This is a genomic window from Mucilaginibacter sp. P5_A4, from assembly GCF_056400605.1.
Map to the genome: position 1 here is coordinate 100,226 of NZ_JBFUKX010000004.1, position 25,847 is coordinate 126,072.

20 protein-coding genes are annotated in these 25,847 nt (G+C 41.8%); 7 read left to right on the forward strand and 13 right to left on the reverse strand.

Translation table 11 applies throughout. The annotated features are described in order from the left end of the window. Positions 1-32: 32 nt before the first annotated feature. Positions 33-515, forward strand: coding sequence for a hypothetical protein (locus AC1DQW_RS04320; protein WP_477452996.1), 483 nt, complete (start codon positions 33-35; stop codon positions 513-515). 103 nt (positions 516-618) lie between these two features. Here the strand turns inward: AC1DQW_RS04320 and AC1DQW_RS04325 are convergent, their stop codons facing one another. After that, positions 619-1,752 (reverse strand): lactonase family protein, encoded by a 1,134-nt coding sequence (locus tag AC1DQW_RS04325; protein WP_477452997.1) that lies wholly within the window; start codon positions 1,750-1,752, stop codon positions 619-621. 79 nt (positions 1,753-1,831) lie between these two features. Beyond that, positions 1,832-3,391: a pseudouridine synthase gene (locus AC1DQW_RS04330; RefSeq protein ID WP_477452998.1), complete on the reverse strand. Its 1,560-nt coding sequence runs from the start codon at positions 3,389-3,391 to the stop codon at positions 1,832-1,834. 230 nt (positions 3,392-3,621) lie between these two features. Here AC1DQW_RS04330 and AC1DQW_RS04335 point away from each other — a divergent pair, with 230 nt between their 5' ends. After that, entirely contained in the window at positions 3,622-4,404 is a 783-nt protein-coding gene (locus AC1DQW_RS04335; protein ID WP_477401256.1) for a lytic transglycosylase domain-containing protein, read from the forward strand. A gap of 101 nt (positions 4,405-4,505) precedes the next feature. Here the strand turns inward: AC1DQW_RS04335 and AC1DQW_RS04340 are convergent, their stop codons facing one another. Continuing rightward, entirely contained in the window at positions 4,506-5,801 is a 1,296-nt protein-coding gene (locus tag AC1DQW_RS04340; protein WP_477452999.1) for an esterase-like activity of phytase family protein, read from the reverse strand. A gap of 251 nt (positions 5,802-6,052) precedes the next feature. Between AC1DQW_RS04340 and uvrA the strand changes: the two genes are divergently transcribed. Further along, entirely contained in the window at positions 6,053-8,899 is a 2,847-nt protein-coding gene (gene uvrA / locus AC1DQW_RS04345; protein WP_477453000.1) for an excinuclease ABC subunit UvrA, read from the forward strand. Between the two features lie 79 nt (positions 8,900-8,978). On the opposite strand, the gene AC1DQW_RS04350 is transcribed toward uvrA, so the two are convergent. Next, positions 8,979-9,545: an RNA polymerase sigma-70 factor gene (locus AC1DQW_RS04350; protein ID WP_477453001.1), complete on the reverse strand. Its 567-nt coding sequence runs from the start codon at positions 9,543-9,545 to the stop codon at positions 8,979-8,981. Between the two features lie 177 nt (positions 9,546-9,722). Between AC1DQW_RS04350 and AC1DQW_RS04355 the strand changes: the two genes are divergently transcribed. From AC1DQW_RS04355 to AC1DQW_RS04370, 4 genes are all read left to right on the forward strand, one after another. Beyond that, positions 9,723-10,847 (forward strand): FecR family protein, encoded by a 1,125-nt coding sequence (locus AC1DQW_RS04355; protein WP_477453002.1) that lies wholly within the window; start codon positions 9,723-9,725, stop codon positions 10,845-10,847. Positions 10,848-11,072: 225 nt separating this feature from the next. Further along, positions 11,073-14,570: a TonB-dependent receptor gene (locus AC1DQW_RS04360; protein ID WP_477453003.1), complete on the forward strand. Its 3,498-nt coding sequence runs from the start codon at positions 11,073-11,075 to the stop codon at positions 14,568-14,570. A gap of 22 nt (positions 14,571-14,592) precedes the next feature. Continuing rightward, a complete protein-coding gene (locus tag AC1DQW_RS04365) occupies positions 14,593-16,374 on the forward strand; it encodes a RagB/SusD family nutrient uptake outer membrane protein (protein ID WP_477453004.1) in 1,782 nt (593 codons plus the stop codon). Between the two features lie 101 nt (positions 16,375-16,475). Next, positions 16,476-17,606, forward strand: a complete 1,131-nt coding sequence (locus tag AC1DQW_RS04370; protein ID WP_477453005.1) for an acyltransferase family protein — start codon at positions 16,476-16,478, stop codon at positions 17,604-17,606. A 134-nt stretch (positions 17,607-17,740) separates the two neighbouring features. On the opposite strand, the gene AC1DQW_RS04375 is transcribed toward AC1DQW_RS04370, so the two are convergent. From AC1DQW_RS04375 to AC1DQW_RS04415, 9 genes are all read right to left on the reverse strand, one after another. Next, positions 17,741-18,241, reverse strand: a complete 501-nt coding sequence (locus AC1DQW_RS04375) for a heavy-metal-associated domain-containing protein (RefSeq protein ID WP_477453006.1) — start codon at positions 18,239-18,241, stop codon at positions 17,741-17,743. Positions 18,242-18,398: 157 nt separating this feature from the next. Then, positions 18,399-19,079 carry a YiaD family glycine zipper/OmpA-like lipoprotein gene (locus AC1DQW_RS04380; RefSeq protein WP_477453007.1) on the reverse strand — a complete coding sequence of 227 codons (681 nt, stop codon included), beginning with the start codon at positions 19,077-19,079 and terminating at the stop codon, positions 18,399-18,401. A gap of 219 nt (positions 19,080-19,298) precedes the next feature. Further along, positions 19,299-20,633 (reverse strand): sensor histidine kinase, encoded by a 1,335-nt coding sequence (locus AC1DQW_RS04385; RefSeq protein ID WP_477453008.1) that lies wholly within the window; start codon positions 20,631-20,633, stop codon positions 19,299-19,301. A gap of 3 nt (positions 20,634-20,636) precedes the next feature. Then, positions 20,637-21,320 (reverse strand): response regulator transcription factor, encoded by a 684-nt coding sequence (locus AC1DQW_RS04390; RefSeq protein ID WP_477402701.1) that lies wholly within the window; start codon positions 21,318-21,320, stop codon positions 20,637-20,639. A gap of 9 nt (positions 21,321-21,329) precedes the next feature. Continuing rightward, a complete protein-coding gene (locus AC1DQW_RS04395; RefSeq protein WP_477453010.1) occupies positions 21,330-22,202 on the reverse strand; it encodes a hypothetical protein in 873 nt (290 codons plus the stop codon). A gap of 30 nt (positions 22,203-22,232) precedes the next feature. Further along, positions 22,233-22,577: a hypothetical protein gene (locus AC1DQW_RS04400; protein ID WP_477453011.1), complete on the reverse strand. Its 345-nt coding sequence runs from the start codon at positions 22,575-22,577 to the stop codon at positions 22,233-22,235. 187 nt (positions 22,578-22,764) lie between these two features. Next, entirely contained in the window at positions 22,765-23,712 is a 948-nt protein-coding gene (locus tag AC1DQW_RS04405; RefSeq protein ID WP_477453012.1) for an FAD:protein FMN transferase, read from the reverse strand. Between the two features lie 401 nt (positions 23,713-24,113). Then, positions 24,114-24,767 carry a metal-dependent transcriptional regulator gene (locus tag AC1DQW_RS04410; RefSeq protein WP_477453013.1) on the reverse strand — a complete coding sequence of 218 codons (654 nt, stop codon included), beginning with the start codon at positions 24,765-24,767 and terminating at the stop codon, positions 24,114-24,116. Positions 24,768-25,146: 379 nt separating this feature from the next. After that, entirely contained in the window at positions 25,147-25,773 is a 627-nt protein-coding gene (locus tag AC1DQW_RS04415; RefSeq protein WP_477453014.1) for a hypothetical protein, read from the reverse strand. Between the last annotated feature and the right edge of the window lie 74 nt (positions 25,774-25,847).

A 25,847-nucleotide genomic window follows, 5' to 3' on the forward strand; every position in this document is an offset into this window, starting at 1 on the left:
TATGCTTATATGCATTTAAATAAAACACTGTCATGAAAAATTTTCTTAAAACCCCGATAGCTATCCTATCCCTTATTTTTGTACTCTCTGCCTGTTCATCTACAAAAAATGTAACTACAACCAATGTATCCCGCGGTAAATTTGTGGGCACCTGGACACTTAACAATGTAAGTTACGATGGGTTGGTTCAAAATGCTGTTCAAAACGTGTTTGACCAGGCCGCCCCAGAAGCATTTGTTGGCAGTACCTGGAAACTAACCAATAGCGGTAACGGTATCTACACCCTTGCAAATGGTACGGCCCAAACCATATTTTGGTCGGTTTTTAACGGAGGAACAACCGGCACGCAATTCCAGTTCAAAAAAATATTTGAAGGAGATAAAGCCAAAAATGTAGCAGAAGGCTACCGTTTGGATATTGTAAGTAACAATGGCTCGGCCATGACACTTAAATCCCCGGTTACTGTTGGTGGCGGAACGGGATATATTATTTATTCGTTTACTAAAGCCAATTAAGCTTAAGGCATAAAGCAAAAAGCTCAAAGCAAAAAAGGAATTTCCCTTTAGCTTTGAGCTTTTTACTTTATTAGCTTTTGGCCTTCAGCCTTAGGCTTTAAGCTTATTCAGCTGGTGTAAACTTCAAACATACCGGGTTCCCAACGTCTATTTTGATGCCTGTTTGTCGTAGTTTACCAGTAGTTTGGTCTATTTTAAATACAAACATGCTATCGCTGCCCTGGTTGGCTACTACCAAATAATTGCCTGTTGGATCGATAGCGAAATCGCGCGGGTTTTTACCAAAGGTTGACTGGCGCGATACAAAAGTAAGCTCGCCTGTTTCCTGGTTTACGGCGTAACAAATGATCTCGTTGGTTTCTAAACGGTTTGAGGCATAAAGAAAACGGCCGTCGGGCGATATATGAATAGCTGCAGCCCCTGTTTTGCCTGTAAAGCCATCAGGCAATAGGGTTATTGCTTGTTTTTGTTTGAATTTGCCATTATCGTAATCAAACACAATAATATTTGAAGCCATTTCTGTTAGCAGGTAAACATGTTTTTTATCAAGCGAGTATTCCAGGTGGCGTGGGCCACTGCCAGGTGTAATGCTTACAAACGAGGGATTGGCACCTGTTAAGGGTGAGCTTTTACCTGAACGGAAACGGTAAATATTTATCTTGTCGGTGCCCAGGTCATTATAAAACAGGTACTTTTCATCTGGCGATAATATGCTCATATGCGCGTGCGGGCCTTCCTGGCGTTCCTTGTTTGGTCCCTGGCCTTCATTACGCACGGTTTCAATGGCATTAGCTAATGAACCGTCCTTATTAATGGGCAGTACAGCAACCTGGCCGCTGGAATAGTTGGCAACAAATGCATTTTTTTGCGCCTTATCAACAGCAATATAACATGGGTTGGCGCCTAATGACGATTGCTTGTTGATAAATTCCATTCTGCCGCTTTTAGCATCAAATGAAAATGAGCTCACCTCACCTTTGGTCGACTCATTTACGGCGTAAATAAATTTATTGTTTTTACTTACTGCTAAGTAGGATGGATTATCTACACCATCTATCTGGCTTAAATAAGCCAGCTTGCCGCTTTGTGTATAAAAACGATAAACCAAAATACCTTTACTTGAACCTGTGGTATAAGTACCCACAACAAGATTGAACATTTTGGGGACGAGTTTTTTATCCTGGGCGTAATTAAGCAAAGGCGATAGCATCGCTATGATCAAAAGGGCTTTTTTCATGTTGGTATGAATTGATTAAGGGATGCAAGTTAATAAAATAGACAAAAAAAATGCCCCGTTGTTTAACGAGGCATTCTTATTATTTTATCAGGTGTTTTAGCTGGATGATCTCGCTTTCTTCCAGGTGGCGATAGCGCCCCCGGGGAAGATCTTTCTTGGTGAGGTTGGCATAAACCACCCTATCCAATTTAACAACCTCGTAACCCAGGCTTTCAAATATGCGGCGTACCACACGGTTTTTACCACTATGAATCTGGATACCTACTTCTCTTTTTGAAGCGCCTGCAACATATGATACCGAATCTGGTTTTATTAAACCATCTTCCAGTTCAATACCGAATTGAATTTTATTCAGATCGCCCTGTGATAAACTTTTGCTCAGCTCAACCTGGTATAGTTTGCTGATGTTGCTACGTGGGTGCGATAGTTTATCGGCCAGCTCGCCATCATTGGTCATTAATAGTAAGCCAGTAGTGTTCCTGTCTAAACGGCCAATAGGGTAAATACGCTCTTTGGTTGCTTTTTCAACCAGGTGCATTACTGTGCGGCGTTCCTGCGGATCTTCTGTTGTGGTTATATAATCCTTTGGTTTATTTAATAATACGTAAACCATTTTTTCGCGGCGCAGGGTTTCGCCATTGTATTTGATCTCATCTCTTGCCGGATCAATTTTAGCACCCAGCTCGTCAACTACTACGCCGTTTACCGATACCACACCGGCAATAATCAGCTCATCGGCCTTACGGCGCGAGCAAATGCCTGCGTTTGAAATATAACGGTTAAGGCGGATCAGTCCATCGTCCTTGGTTTTGCTTTCGGCGGGTTTTTTACGGCCGCGCATAGTTTTGGCCGGTGCGTCAAGGTCTTTGGTTATTTTATCATATACCGGCTTGCGTTGCGGCCTGTCGGCATTATAAGCCGGTTTATCTTTTGAGAAGCTGCCTTCGCGTTTTTTAAATCCGCCTTCGGCAGGCCTGTCGCCAAATTTTCTGTCTGTTGATCTTTCTGTACCCGCACCAAATTTACGTTCGCCACCTTTATCGGCACCGGAGCTTCTTTTGGGCTTGTCTCCAAAATCTGCATTAGATGAACGTGTGCGTGGAGAAGAGTATGGCTTTTTTTCGCCGGCAGAACTGCCGCCAAAGTTTCTTTTAGGCCTTTCTTCGCCTTCGCCGGATGATGGCCGGCCTGAGTAAGGTTTTCTTTCACCGCCACCTGAACCTGCACCAAAGCTTCTTGGCGGTCTGTCGCTGTCACCAGAGGTTGGCCTGCCAGAGTATGGCTTGGCGCGTGGCGAAAAGCTTTTTTTATCGCCAGACGAAGCTCCGTCTCTGAAATTGCTTTTGGGTTTATCGCTATCGCCGGATGTTGGGCGACCAGAATATGGTCTTGATCTTGTAGATGATTTTTTATCGCCTGATGACGCGCTGTCCCTAAAATTGCTTTTGGGCTTATCGTCACTAAATCTGTTGCTTTGGAATGATTTATCCGGTCTGGATAGTTTCTTTTTCTCCCCGTCCGGAGAGGCTTTGCCTTTTGCGGTTGCCGGTCTTTTAGGCTTATCGTCGCCTCTTGAGCTTCTGCCTGTTGATTTTCCCGGCTTGTCGTCGCGACTACCTGTTGGTCTCTTAAATACCATATTTTTTTGTTTAGCGCTTTCGCAGCGTGAGGATCAAAGTTACGGTTTTTTGGCAAAAAGCAATCAAAAAAATCAAAAAAATAATGCGGTTCAAAAACACGGTTTAAACTGTTTTAAACCGTGTTTTTGAACCGAAAACCAGCGCTAAAAAAGTTAGTAAAAAGCTAAGTATTTGATTATGTGATTTGTATGACCTACCTTTGCAGCACATTTTACCTAATGTATAGTTAATGATAAAAAAAGAAATGATTAAAAAACACTTACTTACGTGCTCCGTAACGCTGGTGCTGGTTCTCATTTCCAAGCTTAATATTTTCAGTACAACTATTACTGAAACGGTTGCAAAACCAGCCAAATTAAGCCATCGAACCTCGGAATTTATTTTTATTAAAAGCACCGCTGCTGCTTATAATTTTGCAGACGAAGCTTTACCTGTTAATGATGCCAGGGTTACATTTAAACTCAACAAATCGCTCAGACAACATGCTTTTAAGAACGTACAATCAACCTTGCTACACCGTAAGGCCGAAGTACTGTTCCCTATTATTGAGCCCATATTGAAGTTTTATGGTATCCCTGATGATTTTAAATACATCCCGCTTGTCGAGTCGGGCCTTAAATCGGGCACTTCTCCAAAAGGGGCATCGGGTTTATGGCAATTTATGGCAGGTACCGCGCGTACCTATGGGCTAAAGGTGGGTCATGGGGTTGATGAACGGCAAAACGTTCGTAAATCTACTATCGCGGCCTGCAAGTATATCAAGGAACTATACGGTGAATTTAACAGCTGGACGCTGGCTGCCGCCGCTTATAATAATGGATCTATTAAATTAGCTAAAGCCATTAATAAGCAAAACGAAGATAATTATTTCCGCATGAGCCTGAACCGTGAAACCGGTTCATATGTTTACAAGCTTATTGCCATGAAAGCAATTATTGAGCAGCCTAAAAAGTTTGGGTATAAAAACTACATTAATATTACCCAGCCAACGCAACTGCTGGCATTTAATTAACATTGATTGTAAATGTCATAATTAGTTAAAGATTACATACGGAGCACTTTAAGACCGATCTTCCCAGCTGGAAGGTCGGTCTTTTTTTTGTGGTCATTTAACTATAGGGTTATCTTTTTAAAATATAGCCTGTTATGGTCAACGGTGCCCGTACCCGGAAGTATTTTTGCCATAAAGCCACTTGCACCGTTATCGGTTACACCAAAGTCATCGTCATTTGATATCACCAGGATGTTGCCGGGTAATAAAGCTATACCTTCACATTTATCATGCGGGTAAACGGTTGGGAGATCTTTTAAAAGATCAAGTACAACTGTTTTTTTAACCGGGGTAATTCCGGCCGTAGTTAAACCGGCAATGTCTTTTAACTCTTCAACGGTTTTACCGCTGTATAGCTTGCCGGTTTCGCTGTTTGCAGCATCAGAAACATCGGTGGCATCTGTTAGCTCAACTTTAAATATCTTTTTAAAGGTTGCGGGGTTGGTTGGCGCGCCGCCATAATTGCCATCGCGTTCAATGGTTAAAAATGTGGTGGCATTTACAGCCAGTATTTCGCTGCAGCCGGTAAGTGATGCATTTTCCATTAAATAGATGTACTGTTTGGTTGCTCCGGTAGCAATATCAAAAGTTAAAATGCGCAATACCAATGAATTGCTTACGGCGGCCTTTGTTGGGTTATACATTGGCGATTGTATTATGCCTACCAGTGTTTTACCATCTGGTGTAATCGTAAGGCCCTCCATTCCGCGATTGGGCTTGCGTTTGGCAAATACAAGCGGTATTTTACGCCCGCCCGTACCCGTACCAAATGGGTTTATGCGTTCAATTGTTCGCCCGGTTGCATCAAAATGTACTATGTGGGGCCCATATTCATCGCTTATCCAGAATGAACCGTCAGATGCCAGAGCAATTCCTTCAGAGTCAATGCCATCTGCGCTTGGGCTAAGCTGCGTGCCGGAAAGATCATATGGAACCTCGCCGGTGGCGCCCATTCCAACCGGATTTGGCAGGCCGTTAAGTTTAACCCCGGCCGCATTTTTTAATTCGATAGTTTGTTCCAATACCAGCTTATTATCCTTTAATCTGAATTTGCCTATTTGAGGGTCGAAATCGGGTTTACCAATAATGATAGAATTGGCAATTGTACCGGCAACGTTTGGCCCGCGGTCGGTAAGTAAATAAAATACCGATGGGTCTTTTGGGTCGGCAGCAACAGCGGAGCCAAAACCACCGTTATAAACTTTCACACCGGTAGCAGTCGTCATCAGCAATGCCGGGTTTGTGGCTTCGGCCATGTCTGGGTAGGTGATGGCAGTTGTTGATTGGGGATGGTCTTTTTTACAGGCCTGGAAGCCTAATGCGGCAGCCATACAAACAAAGGGGAGTAATTTTCTCATCAGATAAAAGGTTAGTTAAAAAACATTTTTTTATTTCTGCAAATAAATCCCGGTGTTGTAAACATATTATTAACTTAAAAACAACTTGAAACAATAGCGTAAGTTTAGCGCTGTTGTTTTTACGTCAAATAACTTAACGGCCAGGTGTGTGCCTTATAAGCATCAGCTTTTTACGTATATTTGCGAAAAATATTAGTATAATTAACTGGCCTTTTTTACCCGGCCAGGCTGTATTGTTTTTAAAAACACGTATGAACGAAAAACCATTAGACCTGGGCGAGCAAAGCGAAGTTGAAGTTTATGGAGCCAGGGTACATAATTTAAAAAACATAGATGTTTCTTTTCCGCGCAACCAGCTGGTGGTAATTACCGGTTTAAGTGGCAGCGGGAAATCATCACTGGCATTTGATACCATTTATGCCGAGGGGCAGCGCCGTTATATGGAAACATTTTCGGCCTACTCGCGGCAGTTCATGGGGGGTATGGAACGCCCCGATGTGGATAAGGTATCGGGCCTTAGCCCGGTTATTGCTATTGAGCAAAAAACAACCAGTAAAAATCCACGGTCTACGGTGGGCACCATTACCGAGATCTACGATTTTATGCGCTTGCTTTTTGCCCGTACCGGGGATGCTTATTCCTATACTACGGGCGAGAAAATGGAGCGGATGTCTGAAGATCAGATCCTGAAAACCATTACCGAAAAGTTCGACGGGCAGCCGGTTAATATCCTGGCACCGGTGGTAAAGGCCCGTAAAGGTCATTATCGCGAGTTATTTGAATCGATACGTAAGCAGGGCTACCTTAAGGTTTGGATTGATGGTGCAATGGCTGATGTGGAACCCAAAATGCAGGTGGATAGGTACAAGATTCATGATATTGATATAGTGGTTGACCGCTTGGTGGTATCCGAAAAAGATAGCAAGCGTTTATACACCTCGGTGCAAACAGCGCTCAAGATAGCTAAAGGCATCATTCGTGTTGGCGATAAGGACAATAATGTAGCCTATTACAGTAAGTATTTGATGGATCCGGTTTCGGGAATTTCTTATGATGAGCCGCAGCCTAATACATTTTCGTTCAACTCGCCTTACGGAGCCTGCGAAAAGTGTAATGGACTTGGGTATATATTTGAGGTTGATGAAGCTTCGGTTATCCCAAATCCAAAACTGACCATCATGAACGGCGGCCTTGCGCCAATTGGCGAGTATCGTGAAACATGGATCTTCCAGGTATTGAAAGCGTTGGCAAAAAAATATGAGTTTTCATTAACTACTCCAATAGAAAAGCTGAGCAGAGATCACCTGGATATTATCCTGAACGGAGCGCCCGATACCATCAACGTTTCTGTTGAATACAATAAGTGGAATGTACAAAGCTACTCTATCACTTTTGATGGCATTGTGCGTATGCTGGAAGAGCAGCAGGAACGCCGTAACGATGAAGGGATGGACGATATGGAAAACTATCGTGTACTTAAAACCTGCCCGGTTTGTGATGGTGCAAGGCTGAAGAAAGAATCGTTACATTTTAAGGTAGATAATAAAAATATATTCGAGCTGGCCTGTATGGATATCAATCACCTGCAGGAATGGTTTAATGGCCTGGAAGACAGGCTTACCGAGCGCCAGAATGTTATTGCCAAAGAAATCCTGAAAGAGATTCGCGCACGTATCGTGTTCCTGTTGGATGTAGGGCTGAGTTATTTAACGCTGGATCGTACTGCCAAAACCCTTTCGGGCGGCGAGGCGCAACGTATCAGGCTGGCCACGCAAATTGGCTCGCAGCTGATGAACGTGATGTACATTTTAGATGAGCCAAGCATTGGCCTGCACCAGCGTGATAACGAGCGCTTAATAAACGCCCTCAAAAACCTGCGCGACCTTGGCAATACCGTTTTGGTAGTTGAGCACGATAAGGATATGATACTGGAAGCCGACCATGTAATTGATATGGGCCCGGCAGCCGGTGTACACGGCGGACAGATAGTTGCCCAGGGAACACCCGCGCAACTAATGAAAGAGCATACCCTTACCACATCCTATATTAATGGTGAGCGTTCCATTGCAGTACCCGAAAAAAGGAGAGAAGGTAATGGCAAAACATTAAGCCTTAAAAAAGCTACCGGTCATAATTTAAAAAAGGTATCGGTTGATTTTCCCTTAGGTAAACTAATAGGGGTTACAGGCGTATCGGGTAGCGGTAAATCAAGCTTGATTACCGAAACACTGTACCCAATACTAAATCATCACTTTTTCAGGGCTAAAAAGCACCCGTTGCCTTATGAAAAAATTGAAGGCCTGGAGAATATTGATAAGGTGATTGAGATAGATCAAACACCTATCGGGCGTACGCCGCGGTCAAACCCGGCTACTTATACAGGTGTGTTCTCGGATATCCGTAACTTGTATGTTGCTTTGCCCGAGTCGAGGATCAGGGGATATAAACCCGGCCGTTTCTCGTTCAACGTAAAAGGGGGCAGGTGCGAAACCTGCCAGGGTGCAGGCATGAAGGTTATTGAAATGAACTTTTTACCCGACGTACAGGTGCCTTGCGAAGAATGCGGGGGCCGCAGGTACAACCGCGAAACACTGGAAGTGCGTTACCGGGGTAAATCCATCAGCGATGTACTGGATATGAGCATTGAAGATGCCACACCATTTTTTGAACATATCCCGGCCATCTACCGTAAAATAAAAACCTTGTTTGATGTTGGTTTGGGCTATATTACCCTGGGCCAGGCATCAACTACCTTATCGGGTGGCGAAGCACAGCGTGTTAAACTGGCAACCGAGCTATCTAAAAAGGATACAGGCAACACCTTTTACATATTGGATGAGCCTACAACAGGCTTGCATTTTGAAGATATCAATGTGTTATTAGGAGTGCTTTACCAATTGGTTGATAAAGGCAATACGGTATTGGTGATAGAGCATAACCTTGATGTAATTAAGGTAGTAGATCACGTAATTGACCTTGGTCCTGAAGGTGGCTCTGGTGGTGGAAAGATTCTATTCAGCGGCACTCCCGAAGGTTTGTGTAAGGTGAAAGATAGTTTTACCGGGCAGTTTTTGAAAAAGGAAATGGGGATTAAATAGAAAATGCTTTGCAAAACCACATGTACAGCTTGTTGTACATGTGGTTTTTGTTTTGTATACATCAATGTCGTTATCATTACTAAAACAAAAACAAATAACTCACATGCTTCAACACCTGCCTCAACTTTTCTAAGGCGATGCTTACCTGCCGCTCTACAGTTTTAGGCGAGATGTTAAGCTGACTGGCAATTTCTTTATATTTCATGTCGCTAAAGCGGCTCAGCACAAAAATTTCACGGCATTTTTCGGGGAGGGTATTAATTGCGGCCTTTATCTGGCAAACAAGCTCCTTTTCCTCGTACCCATTTTCAACAGTGTTGCGCACTTCATCAAACAGGTTATTTTTTTCCAGATAGCTAACATACAGATTCTCTATCTTTTGGTGCTTTAAATAATTAAGGCTGCGGTTTTGCACCATCTTATATAGGTACGAGCTTACCGATGTTGAAAAGGTAACCTCGTGCCCTTTCTCCCACAAATCGGTAAATACATCAGCGACTATCTCCTCGCCAACCGACAAATCATTCACAAAACGATTGGCAAAAAGTGTAAGCCGGGTATAATGAAGTTTAAATAAAACTTCAAAAGCCCGGGCGTCACCCTGTGTAAGTTTTGTAATTAAGGTGTTGTTGGTTTGGGTAATCATCTATGCATATAATCAGTAAAAATGAATTACTTTTTAAAAAACTTTAACAAGTTAGGAATAAATATTCGAATGCTTCAAATTTAATATGGAAATAATGATAAACTAATCTGCAAATATTTTGTGACAGAGATGCTCCGCGCAATTAGCAGTTAGGTTTATAGAGGATATCCAAATTAAATGAAAAATATTTTCATCCCGTTTGAGGGTATGGCCCTTTTTAATTGTCTTGCTATTATAATAAGAATGGACAACGAAAAAATTAAACTTTTACTGGTAAAGTATATAACCCGCGAAGCTGATGAAAAAGAGGTGGAGCAGGTAAGGGAATGGGTAAGTGCGCACCCGGAGAATGAACAGTATTTTGCCCAACTGTACGAAACCTGGCAGAATATGCTGTACCTGCAGCCAGAAGTTATTAACGATGAAAAAGCCTTTGATAAATTTTCTTCGGCGACAATTCCGCGCAAAGCAAAGTACAGAACGTTTGCTGTATGGGGCAGGGTTGCCGCAGTTATAGCCATGTTTGGTGTACTTACGGTACTCCTGGTAAATCATTATTCGCAAAATGTACAAAGCGCAAGACAGGTATCGGCTCAAAACGGGGGGATAAAAAAGATAGTTTTAAGTGATGGAACGCTGGTTTGGCTAAATGCAGGCAGCAAACTCAATTACAATACCGATTTTAATAAAACCAACCGCACGGTTTACCTGGAGGGGGAGGCCTTTTTTGAGATCGCCCCAGGAAAAAAGACTATCCCGTTTTTGGTGAACACTAAAAATTACACTATCAGGGATATCGGCACAAAGTTTAACCTGAAAGCCTATCCTAACGATTCGTTTTTTGAAACAACAGTTGTAAAAGGCGAGGTTGCAGTTGAGGGCAATGTGGATAATAACGCCCGGGAAATGAACCGCATATATGTTAAGCCACAACAGGTGCTCAGGATCTACTATCCAAAGCCAGAAAAATATGCGGTAAAGCAGGATGATGATCTTAAAAACCTGAATGAGATCCAGGTGCTACAGGTAGATTCGGCAAAAATGAACCGTTATGACGGCTGGAAAGATGACCTGCTGGTGTTTGACGGTAATACGCTTGATGAGATCTCCCGGGTGCTGGAGCGCAGGTACAATGTAAAAATAGTTATGGACGATACCGGGCTGCAAAATATCCGCTACTCTGGCAGCTTTAAAAGCATTGCCAGTATTGAAAGGGTTTTGGAACTGATTAAGGGCAATACAGCTATCAATTATTCCATAACCGGTAACACTGTAAATATTACTAAAAACAATAAAAACTAATCTGTAAACCTTTAAAAAACAAAAATCCAACTATGATAAAAAACTAACGCTCTCTTTCAAAATAAAAAACCCGAAGTGCGCTAACACCCGGGTTCTATAAAATCAATAGCTAATACCCTACGCTTGGGGAAGCATCGTATTAACTGATTAACAAACAAATTTATGATAAATTTTGACAGAAAACCTGTAAGGGCTGTGCATGCATGGCAAAAAACGATTAAAATTATGAAGCTTGTAACTGTTTTACTCTTAACGGGAATAATGCAAATACACGCTGCCGCTTACTCGCAAAACGTTTACAACTTTAACGTGAATAATATATCTGTTAAGCAGATGTTTAAACAGATTGAGAAAAGCAGCAAGTACACGGTTTTTTACAGGCTTGACCAGGTTAACGTAGATAAAAAGATAAACGTTGAGCTACAAGACGCCAGTATTGAAACGGTAATGAAAAATGTGCTTAAAAATCAACAGCTTACATTCCAGGTGGTTGGTGATATTATTGTTATTAAACCTGCAGATGGAAAGGCCATTGCTACTGTAACAGTAACAGGTGTTGTTACCGATGCCGGTGGTTTACCCTTACCCGGAGTAAGCGTAAAGCTAAAGGGAAGTACATTAGGTACCATAACCAACATTGATGGTAAATATACTATAACACTGCCCGATGGTACCGGCACACTGATATACAACTTTTTGGGTTTTACATCAAAGGAAGTTGCCGTTAACGGGCAAACTGTTATTAATGTAAAGCTTACCGAAGAATCAAAAGCCCTTAACGAGGTGGTTGTGGTGGGTTATACCACCCAAAAGAAAAAGGACCTTACCGGCGCCGTAGCCGTTGTAAATGTTAAGGACCTGAACAAACAGTCTTCATCATCAGTAAACAGCCAGTTGCAAGGCCAGGCATCGGGCGTTACGGTAACAGGCTCGGGCCAGCCGGGCGAAGAGCCCCAGGTACATATCCGGGGTTTTAATACATTCGGGGATAATACACCATTATATGTGGTTGATGGTATGGAAACCTATGATGTAAGTACTATTAACCCAAATGATGTTGAATCGTTACAGGTGTTAAAGGACGCAAGTTCGGCTTCTATATATGGCGCCAGGGCAGCAAACGGGGTTATCATCATTACTACCAAAAGAGGCAAGGGCAAAGTGAGTATCCAGTACGATGCTTATTATGGCTCACAGTTACCCAGGGGCGGCAACGTTTGGAATACACTCAATCCGCAGCAAATGGCCAACCTGCAGCTAACAGCCGAAAAAAACTCTGGCATTACCGATTTTCAGGACCCGCTGTATAATCCTTCGGGCACGGGCTCAACCTTTACACTGCCCGATTATATAACGCCCGCAGGGGCAAAAGAAGGCGATCCTTCGGTAAATCCTTCATTATACTACGTTAATCCTAACTATACAACGCCCGACGATTATAATTCCTTTTACAGAATAACCAAGGCAAATAAGGCCGGTACCGACTGGTATCACGAGTTATTTAAAGCCGCGCCCATAAGCAGCCACAACTTAACATTAAGCGGCAGCACCGAACAGGCAAACTACCTGTTTTCGCTTAATTATTTCAATCAACAAGGTACATTGATAGATACCTATCTTAAAAGATATACATTGCGCTCAAACACAAACTTTAATATAACCAAACATATCAGGGTAGGCGAAAACCTGGCTTATTCTATCACAAAAACGCCCCAGGTAGCTGCCGCCAATCATGCGCAGATAAGTGCCAATAATCCGGATGGTGTTATTGCCATGGGCTTAAGGGAGCAACCAATTATACCTGTTTATGATATAATGGGTAATTATGCAGGCAGTTATGGTACAGGCTTAGGTGATTCCAATAACCCCGTAGCCATACAGCAACGCACAAAGGTAAACGGTTCTACAGCTTATCGCCTGCTGGGTAACGTGTTTGCCGAAGTGGATATTTTTAAGGGCCTAACCCTGCGTACCAGTTTTGGCGGCGATATTGTTAATAGTAATGATCATGCATTTACATATCCAACTTATGAAAATGTTGAAAATTCTCAAATAAACGTCTATAATGAAAATTCGGCCAATAGTTATAATTACAACTGGACCAATACCCTTACTTATCTAAAAACCTTTGGCAAGCATAGTCTTAATATAGTTGTAGGTACCGAATCGGTTGAAACTTATGATAAAAGCCTTGGAGGCAGCATACAGGGCTTTTATAATTTTGATCCCGATTACGTTAGTCTTTCCACCGGTACAAACAACAAAAACAATTATAGTAGCAAAAGCTCAACTTCCCTTTTCTCGGAATTTGCCCGCCTCGATTATATTTACGACAATAAATACCTGTTTAATGCAACAATTCGCCGGGATGGCTCTTCAAAATTTCCGGTAGACCAGCGTTATGGTTATTTCCCCGCATTTAGTGCAGGCTGGCGTATATCGCAGGAGAGTTTTCTGAAGGATGTAAAATGGCTTACCGATCTTAAAGTAAGAGGCGGCTGGGGTATAATGGGTAACCAGATCAATATGGGGTCAAAGGATGCCTATACCACCTTTGGTACTAATATTGGCCAGTCATATTATCCGTTGGATGGTAATGCAGAATTATCACCGGGCTTTTACCAGGATCAGATTGCCAACCCCCATGCTTTGTGGGAAAAAGATATCAACTCCAATTTTGGTTTTGATGCCACCATCCTCGACGGAAAAATAGCCGTAACAGCCGATTATTATCGCAAGGATATTAAGGATCTTTTATATGCTGCCAGGCAGTTGGGTACTGCCGGTAACGGTAATGTGCCTGCTCAAAATGTAGGTAAAATGAAAACAGATGGGCTTGATATATCTGTAACAGGCAATATAGCGGTAAATAAAGATCTGAGTTTTAATGCCACAGGTACAATAACCACCTATAACAACAAAATTTTAAAAGTATCTGATGACAGAGACTATTTTGTGGGCGATGCCACAAGTCGTTTTGATAGTCCAATTACGAGGAGCGCTGTTGGCCATTCATTAGGTGAATTTTACGGATATCAGGTAGTCGGCTTTTGGAATGCCCAGGCCCAGATTGATGCCGCCGATGCCGGTGCTCAAAAAATAAGTAATGATCCAAATGCTGTTTATCAATCAGATACAAAGGTTGGGCGTTTTAAATATAAAGATGTAAACGGGGATGGTATAATAACGGATGCCGACCGTACATTCATAGGCAATCCCAATCCCAAAGTTACTGCAGGGTTAAACCTGGGTGTAAATTATAAAAACTTTGATGCCAGCATATTCCTGTATGGTTCATTCGGCAACAAATTATGGAACAGCGTTAAATACTGGAGAGACTTTTATGCATCGTTTGGAACCGCAAAAAGCAACACCGCTCTTTATGATTCATGGACGCCAACGCATCAAAATGCAAAAGCGCCTATCCAGGAATTGGATGCATCTACAAGCAGCGGTGCAACACCTAACTCATACTTTGTTGAAAACGGAACCTATGTACGTATGCGCAACGCGCAGATTGGCTATACCTTTAATATCAGTAGTTTAAAGAAAGACGGTATCCAAAAGTTAAGGATCTATGTATCGGCAACCAACCTGTTTACCTTAACAGCTTACAGCGGCATTGATCCGGAGCTGAGCGGCAACACCAAAGACTTTGGTATTGACGAAGGTAGTTATGCCAGTCCGCGTACATTTTTATTCGGAGTTAATTTTTCATTATAACAACAGCATTAAAAGTATTACAATGAAAGCAAAAATATATTTCAGTATTATGTTGCTCAGCGTTTTGTCGCTTGGTGCATGTAAAAAAACATTTCTTGATAAACCAATTACAGGCGCGCTTGAGCCAAAATTTTTGGAAACAGAAGCCGGTGCCAACGAATTGCTTGTAGGTGCTTATGCAGCTTTAGATGGGCAGCAGGGTGGAGACGCTGCCATAGGTGGCGGCAGTGCATGGGAAGTATCGCCCGATAACTGGATATATGGTGGTGTTGCAGGAGGTGATGCTTCAAAAGGGAGTATAGCAGGCGATCAGCAGCCTATTGAGCCGATAATGAAGTATAGCCCGGATGCCAGTAACGGGTTTTTTGACAGTAAATGGAGGGCCGATTACGAGGGTGTTTCACGTACTAACAACACTATTAAGATTACTGCAAAAGTTGCTTCAATTGCGGATGCGGCAAAAACCAATATATTGGCCCAGGCAAAGTTTTTACGGGGTCATTATTATTTCGACCTTAAAAAAATGTTTAATAATGTGCCATATATTGATGAAACCACAACCGATCTCAATCAGCCGAATACAACCGATATATGGCCAAAAATTGAGGCCGATTTTAAATATGCATATGATAACCTGCCTAATACACAACCTAATGTTGGCCGGGCAAACAAATGGGCTGCAGGTGCTTATTTGGCAAAGACATATTTATATGAGCATAAATACGCCGAAGCCAAGGTGGTTTTTGATGCAGTTATAGCACAGGGTGTAACAGCCTCGGGCCAGAAGTATGAGTTGAATGCCAATTTTAATGATAATTTCCGGACGGCTACAAATAATAGCCCCGAATCGGTATTTGCAGTGCAGGCAGCAGCCAATACCGATCCTAACGGCCCTTCAAATGCCAATAATGGCGATATGCTGAATTTTCCGTACGGTAACAGCAGCCCGTTTAGTTGCTGCGGTTTTTACCAGCCTTCAATTGACCTGGCAAATCATTACCGCACAAATTCGCTTACCGGGCTGCCATACCTTGATGATTACAACAGCCATGCAATAAAAACAGATTTGAATATAGCCGCTAACCAGGATTTTACCCCAGATGCCGGTACAATAGATCCGCGGCTGGACTGGACAGTTGGCCGCCGTGGAATACCTTATCTTGACTGGGGTTTACATCCGGGAGTCGATTGGATACGGGATCAACAGTACGGAGGGCCGTACTCGCCTATTAAAAATGTATACGGCCAGGCCGAGCAGACTACCAACGGCGATAATACTTCATGGGCACCTGGCTCTGGCATCAATTATAACCTTATCCGTTATGCTGATGTATTACTAATGGCCGCCGAGGCTGAGGCACAACTTGGCAATTTTGATAAAGCCGAAAGTTATGTTAACATGGTACGTAACAGGGCCGCCAATACATCCGGGTGGGTGCATAATTATAAGGATAACGATAACCCGACCGCCGGTTTTACCAATACAGCTGCTGCTAATTACAAAGTTAGCCCTTATTTGGCAGGCGCTTTTGCCGGCAAGGACTTTGCACTTAAAGCCATTTATTTTGAGCGAAAAATTGAGTTAGCCATGGAAGGTCATCGCTTTTTCGACCTGGTAAGATGGGGTATTGCCGATACCGAACTTAATGCTTACATAGCTTACCAGGGTACTTTAACTAACGATGTTAAAGGCGGTAAATTTGTGAAAGGTAAAAGCGAATACTATCCTATCCCACTTGCCGAAATTGATTTAAGCGCAAAAGGTGGTACCCCGGTACTTAAGCAAAACCCCGGTTATCATTAATTAATTATTACTGCCGGGGTTTGAATATCCCGGCAGTTTTTATCAAATTGCCGCTTATTACTTCCCTGCTATAAACCAGTAAAACTATTTTAACCCAATTTATGAACAAATCATCAACCCGATTTTTATCGCTGGATGTTTTTAGAGGGATGACCATATGTTTTATGATCATTGTAAACACACCCGGCAGCGGTGCAGAAGCATTTGCACCACTTAATCATGCAGCCTGGCATGGTTTCACACCCACCGACCTGGTATTCCCCTCATTTTTATTCGCGGTTGGTAATGCCATGAGCTTTTCTATGAAACGCTACCTGGAGATGGGTAACGCGGCCGTGCTTACCAAGATATTTAAACGCACACTGCTGATATTTTTAATAGGGTACCTTATGTACTGGTTCCCTTTCTTCAGGTTCGATAACGGGCATCTTGTTTTTTCGCCAATAAGCCATACCCGAATATTGGGGGTTTTACAGCGGATAGCTTTGTGTTACTGTTTTGCGTCACTCATGATCCATTTCCTTTCAAAACGGTCTGTTATCATATTATCAGTGCTGTTTTTAATAGGTTACTGGGTAATCCTGCTGGTTTTTGGCGATCCATCAAATCCGCTGAGCATGACAGGCAACGCCGGTATTTTTCTTGATAAGTTTGTTTTGGGCGATAATCACTTGTACCACGGTGAAAAGATTGCTTTTGATCCGGAAGGAATCTTGAGCACAATCCCCGCTATTGTGAATGTAGTTGTTGGTTATTATGCCGGTAAATTCATTCAGCAAAAAGGAAAAGGTTACGATGTGATCTCTAAGATGTTGCTAATGGGCTGCCTGTTCATATTCCTTGCCCTATGCTGGAACATGGTGTTCCCGATCAATAAAAAATTGTGGAGCAGCCCGTTTGTGCTTGTAACCACTGGGCTCGATCTGGTGATCCTATCCTTCCTGATTTATGCACTCGAAATAAAAGACTGGAACAAAGGAAACTGGACAAGGTTTTTCACCATTATGGGGAAAAACCCATTGCCAATATATGTGCTGTCAGAAACACTCGTCATCTTCTTCTACATGGTAACCGTAAAAGGCGGTAGTTTATATGGCTGGATAAACGATAATTTTTACCAGGTAATAACGCCAGGAGCCATAGGTTCGCTGTTGTTTGCTATCAGCTATATGCTCATCTGCTGGTTTGTGGGTTGGGTGCTGGATAAGAATAAGATCTATATCAGAGTTTAACAGCTATTTTTAATGCCCTAAATACAAGCGTGACCATGTAAATGATCGCGCTTTTTATTTATATAAAGTTTAACAATCTGACATGATTGACACCAAAGCGTTAGCTTTTTGCTTTTATATAATATAATCGGAATTTATATAGCTAAGTGGTAAATACGACCCGATGCAGGAGCTGTATCTGTTAACTGGCCCAGGTATTTTTTTGATACCGATTTCGGCGCAAAACCCTGGTCGACAATGGTGAAATTAATAGCGCCGCTAATTGATTTATCGGCTGGGTTAAGCAACCTGTAGGTATCGCCACCATAGCTGAAGTAGTTATCGGTAACTTTGGTGGTATCAAAATTATAGGTGGCCTTAAGGCTGTTTACCGAGAAGCCCGAACCCTGTACCTTTTTGCTGATCTGCTCGAAATTTACAGGCACATCGTTTTTAAAGGTGATGAGATAAGTGTTACGGATCAGATCGGTTTTAATATCGCCTACAAAAGGCAGTGCACGTAAAGCTTTTTCCGTTGATCTGGCACAAAGGGCGCAGGTAAGACCGCTAACCTGTAGTTCGGCCCGGGTAAACTGGGCTTTGGCAACGGTGGCAGAAAGGGAAAACAGGATGATGAATATTTTAAGCGTTTTCATATCCGGATATTTTTAACATATAACAAAAATAGAAGATTAACTTGTTGATTACAAATAGTTTTTTGTGCCATTGTAATATCGGTAAAAACAGAAAAACCCGGCCCTCGCGGCCAGGTTTTATAATTAACTTGATCTTTTATATTAACTTAACTGTATATTATTGACCGGCTTGTTTAGCCTGGTTTTTCATGGTTGAGTTGGCAACAATCACAATCTCCACTCTACGGTTTTTTGAGCGGCCATCAGCTGTTGTGTTATCGGCAATTGGCTCAATTTCGCCTTTACCCGATGTTTGTAAACGTGATGAAGGAACGTTAGTGGCTGCAATAAATGATTTTACCGATTCAGCCCTTCGTACAGATAAGTCCATGTTATGCGAATCTGAACCAGTGTTATCGGTATGGCCAACAATTAAAATATTGGTTTCGGGGTTGTTTTGAAGCGATACAGCCAGTTTTTGCAAATTGCTTTGAGCCTCTGATTTAAGAGCCGACTTATCGGTATCAAACAAGATCCCCGAATCAAATTTTACCAGGATGCCTTCACCCTCGCGGATTACGGTTGCGCCTGGAACTGTTTGTTTTATTTCGGCAGCCTGCCTATCCATATTACGGCCAATAAAAGCACCTGCGGTGCCACCAACAGCGCCACCTATAATTGCGCCCAATGCGGTGTTACCGGCAGCTTTACCTATAAAGGCACCTACTGTACCACCTGCACCCGCACCAATAGCAGCACCTTTTTGTGTTTTGGTTAATGAGTTACAACCTGCACCTAAAATGCCTGCTGTTGCTAATGCTAAGCTGAAAGTAGCAATCTTAATTCTTAAAGATTTCATAATAATATTTGTATATATAAATTGCTATTTGCAAAGCGGATGCCAAAAGGTAAATCCCATATAAATCGAGATAAATACGCCAAATAGTTTTAATTTTTTAACAATTAGGAAAGTTAATGTCAGGTTTGTAATGGACATTTAGTCTGAACCAAAAGGAATGGCCAATTTTTAGTACATAAAAGTAAAATTATTGATACAAAAGAGATGTGCCCGGCTAAATTAATTAACCACTATTAATGTAGCCGGAAGAATGAGTTTAAAAGTACTGCCTATCCCTTTTTCTGATACCACATCAATTTCGATATCATGAAAGCCGGCTATTGATTTTACAATAGGCAGGCCCAGGCCAAAACTATCCTGCTGCAGAGATTGACGGAGTTTTTTAAAGCGGTTAAATATAGAAGGGAGTGCTTCTGCTGCAATACCAATACCTGTATCGGTAATGGTGATCACAAATTTATCATTTACAGCCACAGCCGCTATCCTGATGCTGCCGCCTTCCCGGTTATATTTAATTGCGTTATTGATAAGATTATAAAATAAATTGAAAAGCAAAAATTTATTGATGTTAACCATGTACCAGTTATAGGGTACAGCAATATCATAGCTGATATTTTTATCCTGCAGGCGGATAGAGATCTCATCATACACATCCTGCAGCAGTTCATTTACGGCTACTTTATCTTCCTTTAAAAATTGTTCATTTTCTATTTGCGATATCAGGAGCAGTGTTTTGGTAATGCTTTTTAAACGGTTCAGGATCTTTTGCATCTCTAGCAGACGTACTTTAACCTCATCACTGATATCCTCCTCTTCAAACATATTCTCAATTTTTGATTGAAGAATAGAAATAGGGGTCATTAGTTCATGCGATGCATTGGAGATAAACTCGCGCTCCCTGTGAAATTTATCGGCAATCGTCTCAATCATTTTATGGATGCTCAGATCAAGGTGCTCAAAATCAGATGTGGTGGTGCGTACCTTCCGGTACGACTGGAAATTGGGAAATTTTTGCCCTATCAGTTTTGTTTTTATAATTGTTCGGAGTGGCTTAAGCACGTAGGTGGAGTAAACCTGGTCGGCCAGGATGGTAAGCAGGATCATCCCCAGCAGTACCTGGAATGCTATACTTTGTAGCGGGCTACTGGTTTCGTCAAGTGTATCTACACTTTTGCCTATCTCCAGCAGGTAATTTTTATTTTTTACTTTAAAAGTATGGCTCAATATCCGGTATTCAAGGGTATCGCCCTCGCTAAAAAGGCGCTTACCCCTTTGAATGGTATCTAAATAGTAATCGGGTTCAACTTCATCAAGGCTTATGTATTCGTCTTTGAGGGGGAGGTAGCTTCCATAGCCTTCGCCGTTTACAATATAGGTTTCAATGCCCCGGCTTTTTACTATTTGCAGTAATTTGTTTTTTTGTTTTATCAGCTTGCTATCTACATAATTGCTGCTGATATTTTTAATCAATACCGGGACAAGCAATACAAACAGTATCACTATCACCAGTTTTGATATGGCGTTAAAGAGCGTAAGTTTTGTTCTGAGTTTCAATACTTAAGCGTTGATTTTTATTTTGTAGCCCAGCCCTCTTACTGTTTCAAGCCAATCGGGCGATGCAAAGGCGTTTAATTTTTTCCTTATATTTTTAATATGCGCATCAATATAGTTAGAGTCGTAATCATTATTAACCACACTGCCCCAAATGTGTTCGCTTAGCTGCATGCGGGTGAGGGTGCGATTTTTATGCAGAATTAAATAGGCAATAAGATCAAATTCTTTTTTGGTGATGGTGTTTACCACGCTGCTGCCGTGTGATATGGTACGGTTTGTAAGATCGATGAGGAAGCCGTCGAGTTCAATTATATTGTTTTTAACCCCAAACTTACGGCGGATAATAGCCTGCATCCGGCTTTGAAGCTCCAGTAATGAAAATGGTTTGGGCAGGTAATCATCAGCACCAAGATCGAGGCCTTTAATGCGGTCATTAATTTCGGCACGTGCAGTTAGTATTATACAGGCCGCATCCGAATCGAGCTTTTTGGCTTCTTTCAGCAGATCAAGTCCGTCATAGTCTGGCAATCCGAGGTCTATTAAAATAAAATCGTACAAATTGGTAGCTATCTTTTCTGATGCCGAAGTCCCGTCGAAACAAACCTCGCAGATGTAGTTATAATTAGTCAGAAAAATTTCAAGTTCCTGTGCAAGTGCTTTTTCGTCTTCAATTATTAAAACATTCATACGGCCGGTTTAATAAAAAAGGTAGTAAAAGGTGAAGTTAAAGAACGATTCTCTGCGGTTTTCAAGCGCACCTTCAACGTTAACGGGCATAGAATATCGCCAGGATGCTTCAAAGGTATAATGCGGCCTGTTATAAGCAACAGGTAGTTTAAAGCTATAATTAAGCATTTTAAACCGCCTGTTATAACGGGCAGAATTAGGGTCGTTATGCACGTAAATATTGTCTATCTCATTCTGAAAGCGATGGTCGAGAGAGTAGCGTTGCACAAAATTTTGTGTGCCCGCTATAAAATTAAAGGATGGATTAAATGAAAGATAGTCCTTGTCGTCAAAAATGCCCCAGCTGGTTTCAAAATATTTGGAGTTGGTTACGGTAACAAAGAAATCATTCGATTTACCAAAAAGGTAATCTGTGATCACGCTGGTTTTTAGGAATTTCCAGTCGTAGGAGTTTTTAAGGTTGATATCATTAGAGGATGCCGATTTTATCACATTGGCATTTTTATTAAAAATGAACCGGGTATAGCTTACCGCCCCCGAGAATTGTTTGGAGAACTTGTAGAAATAGCCACCGCCAACATCAACCTCGTCTATAGGTTTATATCCCAAAACTTTAAGCACCGAGCCATATACAAAAAGCCCGGGTTTACTATTATATATGATATCGCCGGTAACAAACGGATATTTAACAGGACTTGTACGCCCGAAAAAAAGCGCATCGCTGCCATAGTTTACCCCTACAGAAACAGATTGCTTTCTGATAATAGTATCAGTATCGGCAACAACATGGGGGTAGCTACCTGTAATAACAGTTGCTTTAATACCGGTGGCATATAAGGCATTACAACCGGTAATTAAAAAAAGTAAGCAAAGGTACTTCATCAAAAATTGGTAAATTGTTTGTTAACCTGTTTAATTGCCATTTCTTCGTGGTATTTCGGGCGGGCGCTCCAACCCTTCGGGCCGGCGCTGTCTTTTTGGTTTGGGTTTGGCCGGCACAAGTGTGCCATTTTCGTCAACCTTTTCGGGCTTTGCCTGCCTTTTTGCCTTGGCTACTTCTTTAATTTTATTTTTTTCATCCTGTTCCTGCTGTTTTTTACTTTTCGGTAATAACGTGTCCGCTGGCAAACTATTACGCGATACCGTGATCATGTTATTATTATAAACAGAATTTAACGGGTTGTTGGTATTACCGGCAGATGATAAACATGGTGCAAATATCAATAACAGTACAATATACGCAAACCACTTTATCATTGGGAGGAAGAAAAACTTAAAATTGTATTCAAATATCGGTCAATATAAACAGTAAAACCCAAAGGGGAAGGGTACTGTTGATAACAATTGCTTTACAAAATTATTTAAAGGTCAATTGTTGCCTTAATAATTTTGCAAATGCACACCTTGCCGGAATAATTATGATAGATTGTAATTTAAATTCGTATCAAATGTTTACACCTTTTGATGTGTAAACGCGGTTTTGATCATCAATAATGATACAGGCTATTTGATTCAGCTGGTTTATTAGATACATGCCCGCATTAACGCCGATATTAATTACCGGTGATGCCATGGCGTCAGAAAGTTCTGCCGTTGGGCTAACGATGCTTACACTTTTAATTTCGCTTACCGGAAATCCTTTGCCGGTGTTTGCAACGCTTTGGAACTTTTTCTTGCTTACGCTGCCATATTTTTCGGCACTTATCGATGTCGCGAAGGCCATATTGCTAATGTCGAGATGGGCAAAAGGTTGTTTCCTTTGCTCAGGGTCGGCAGCTGCAACGGTCCATGGTTTAGAATTTGGCTGTGTTCCCCAGGTTAACAAATCGCCGCCTGAATTAATAACACCGCTGTTTACACCGTTCATTTGTAAAATATATTTTGCCCTGTCGGCAGCGTAACCCTTGCTATTGGCTCCAAAGCCAATGCGCATGCCTTTTTCCTTTAAAAAGATGGTTTGTTTAGTTGCATCAAGTATAACGCTTTGGTAGTTGGTTTGCATTACCGAATAGGGGGCAGTTTTAACGGGTGAATTTTCAACGAGTGCGTTTTCGTTACCTGCTATGCGGTTGCCTGTAAAATAGGTAATATCAAAAGCGCCATGGGTAAGATCGGATATTTGCAAAGCCCTGTTGATCAGCCTGAATATTTCGCCATTAGCTTTTACTGGCCCAATCCCTGCATTACGGTTAATTTGTTTAATATTACTGTCATCACCAAAAGCCGAGAGTAGTTTTTCGACCCGGTTAATTTCACCAATAGCAATATCTATTTGTTTGTTGGCCAGTAAATGATCGGTTCCAACTACACTAATCTCAAACTTATCACCCATTGCGTATACATTACGCCTGTAGATGGTTAAATTGTTACTTAAAGTTTTTACAGCCAGCATAAATAAATTCTTTATGTCAAAAATCAAACACCCTCTAAATCCTTGTTACAGAAATGGCGGAATTTTTAGCAAAAAACACTACATCGCCACTCTATTAAAAACTAAAGTAGCGGCCTTGCATGAAAATAAGATGAAAACGGGGTTGTAAATAATGCAAATTGGTGGTTTTCATATTATTTAACATTAAAAAGATAAAAAGGATAAGGGATTAAAGACCGGGGACAAAAGAACCAGTGTTAAGTCATTAGTACTAAGTCGTAAGTTATAAGTCGGATTTGCTCTATTCTGACTTCGAACTTATGACTTTCGACTAGAGGCTAACGTCAATTCAAGGTTGACACGACACGATGAAGCGAAGACAAAGAGACCTGGTATTCTAAATTTTTGAATTGGTACCGGTGTTAATCTATTAAAATATTCTCACCAAACTTTTGGGATACCGTTGTGTTTTCGCCGCTATTGATGCTAATTACAAGCGAGTTATCAAAGGGGATCTTTTCTATCAGTTGTATGTGGGTACCTATACCTATATCCAGTTTCAGGAGGTATTGTAAAAATGCATTGCTGGTATCGCGAACGGCGGCTACACGGCATGCTGTACCGGCTTTAAGATCGGTTAGTGTAATTGAAAATGATTTGGGTACTTTGCCATTGGCTTTCGGTATAGGGTCGCCATGTGGGTCGTAGTCTGGGAAGCCCAGGAATTTATCCAGCCTATCGGCAAGTGTAGCATTGCTTACGTGCTCCAGCTCCTCGGCAATATCATGTATCTCATCCCAGTGGTAACCCAATTTCTCTAACAGGAAAACTTCCCACAAACGGTGCCTGCGAACTATTAACACCGCATCTTTTAATCCCTGTGAGGTAAGTTTTACGCCCTGCTTTTTATCATATGCTATAAGTTGCTTTTCGGTAAGCTTGCGGATCATGTCAACTACCGAAGCAGGGTTGTTACCCAGGGTTTCGGCAATTGCGGTTGGGGTTATTTTAACATCCTTTTGCTGTGCGATCCTGTAAATAGCCTTTAAATAATTCTCTTCGGATAATGTATACATTTACGGTTGACCTTATAATACAAACATAAATAAAAACCAGCCTGTTTGTAATAGCCAGGCACGGCTAATTCAGGGAAATCGCTTTTAAAATATTTGCATGGCAATTTTGGCTGAAGCCGCTTTTTGTTCCTTCGCTACCGTCCCATAAATGGGACGGTAATGGACTTTTAGCTGCCTTAAACAGGACCAGTCCTTAAATCATTGCCGTTGGGCTTCAGCCAACGGTTAAATTGGCAGAAATGAGTTAGGGCTTTAGCCAAAAAATATTATAGATATTTAAAGGCGATTTCCCTGATGGCTAATTACTAAAAACCGGTTTAAACAAAACAGGCCCCCGTTTTATTTAAAGGGAGGCCTGTTTTGTTTTTTAATTTACTGATTAATGATGACCGTGGCCGCCACCATGGCCGCCATGATTACCACCACCACCACGGTTTCCGTGATCACCATGACCACCGCCACGATTCCCGTGATCGCCGCCACCATGACCGCCACCATTTCCGTGAAATTGCGGACCGCGGCCACCATGGTTGCCATTATCAAAGTGACCATTGCCACCACCGCGATTATAAACTACTCTACGGTTATGATTGCCTCTCCAATAATTGGCATACCTTGCATCGCGGCTGTTACGGATAATAACCTGGTCATGACGGCCCCTGTAGCCGGCATATTCTGTTCTGTAAACGTCATGCCTTAACCATGGGTTTCTATCATTTATTACAACTTTGTAGCCGTGATACAGGTCATAGTTACGGTAACGTACCGGCAGGTAAGTACGGTGTACCCATACATTGTTATCAAAATACACATACTGATGAGTAGGCACATCGTAATAGGTATCTATATCGGGTATGTAATAATAGCTTGCATGTTCGTACCCAACCGGGCCCCAGGCTGGCTGACTGCCAATGTTAATCCCTAAACTAACGCTTACCTGGGCATTGGCTGTTTTAATTGCGAAGCAGCTTAGCAGTATTGCTGCCGAAAAAATGATCTTTTTCATTTGATGGTTTTAATTAAATATTGTGTAATCATTGATAAGCTTAAAAGCCCCGGCTGATTACATTGTTTGTGATG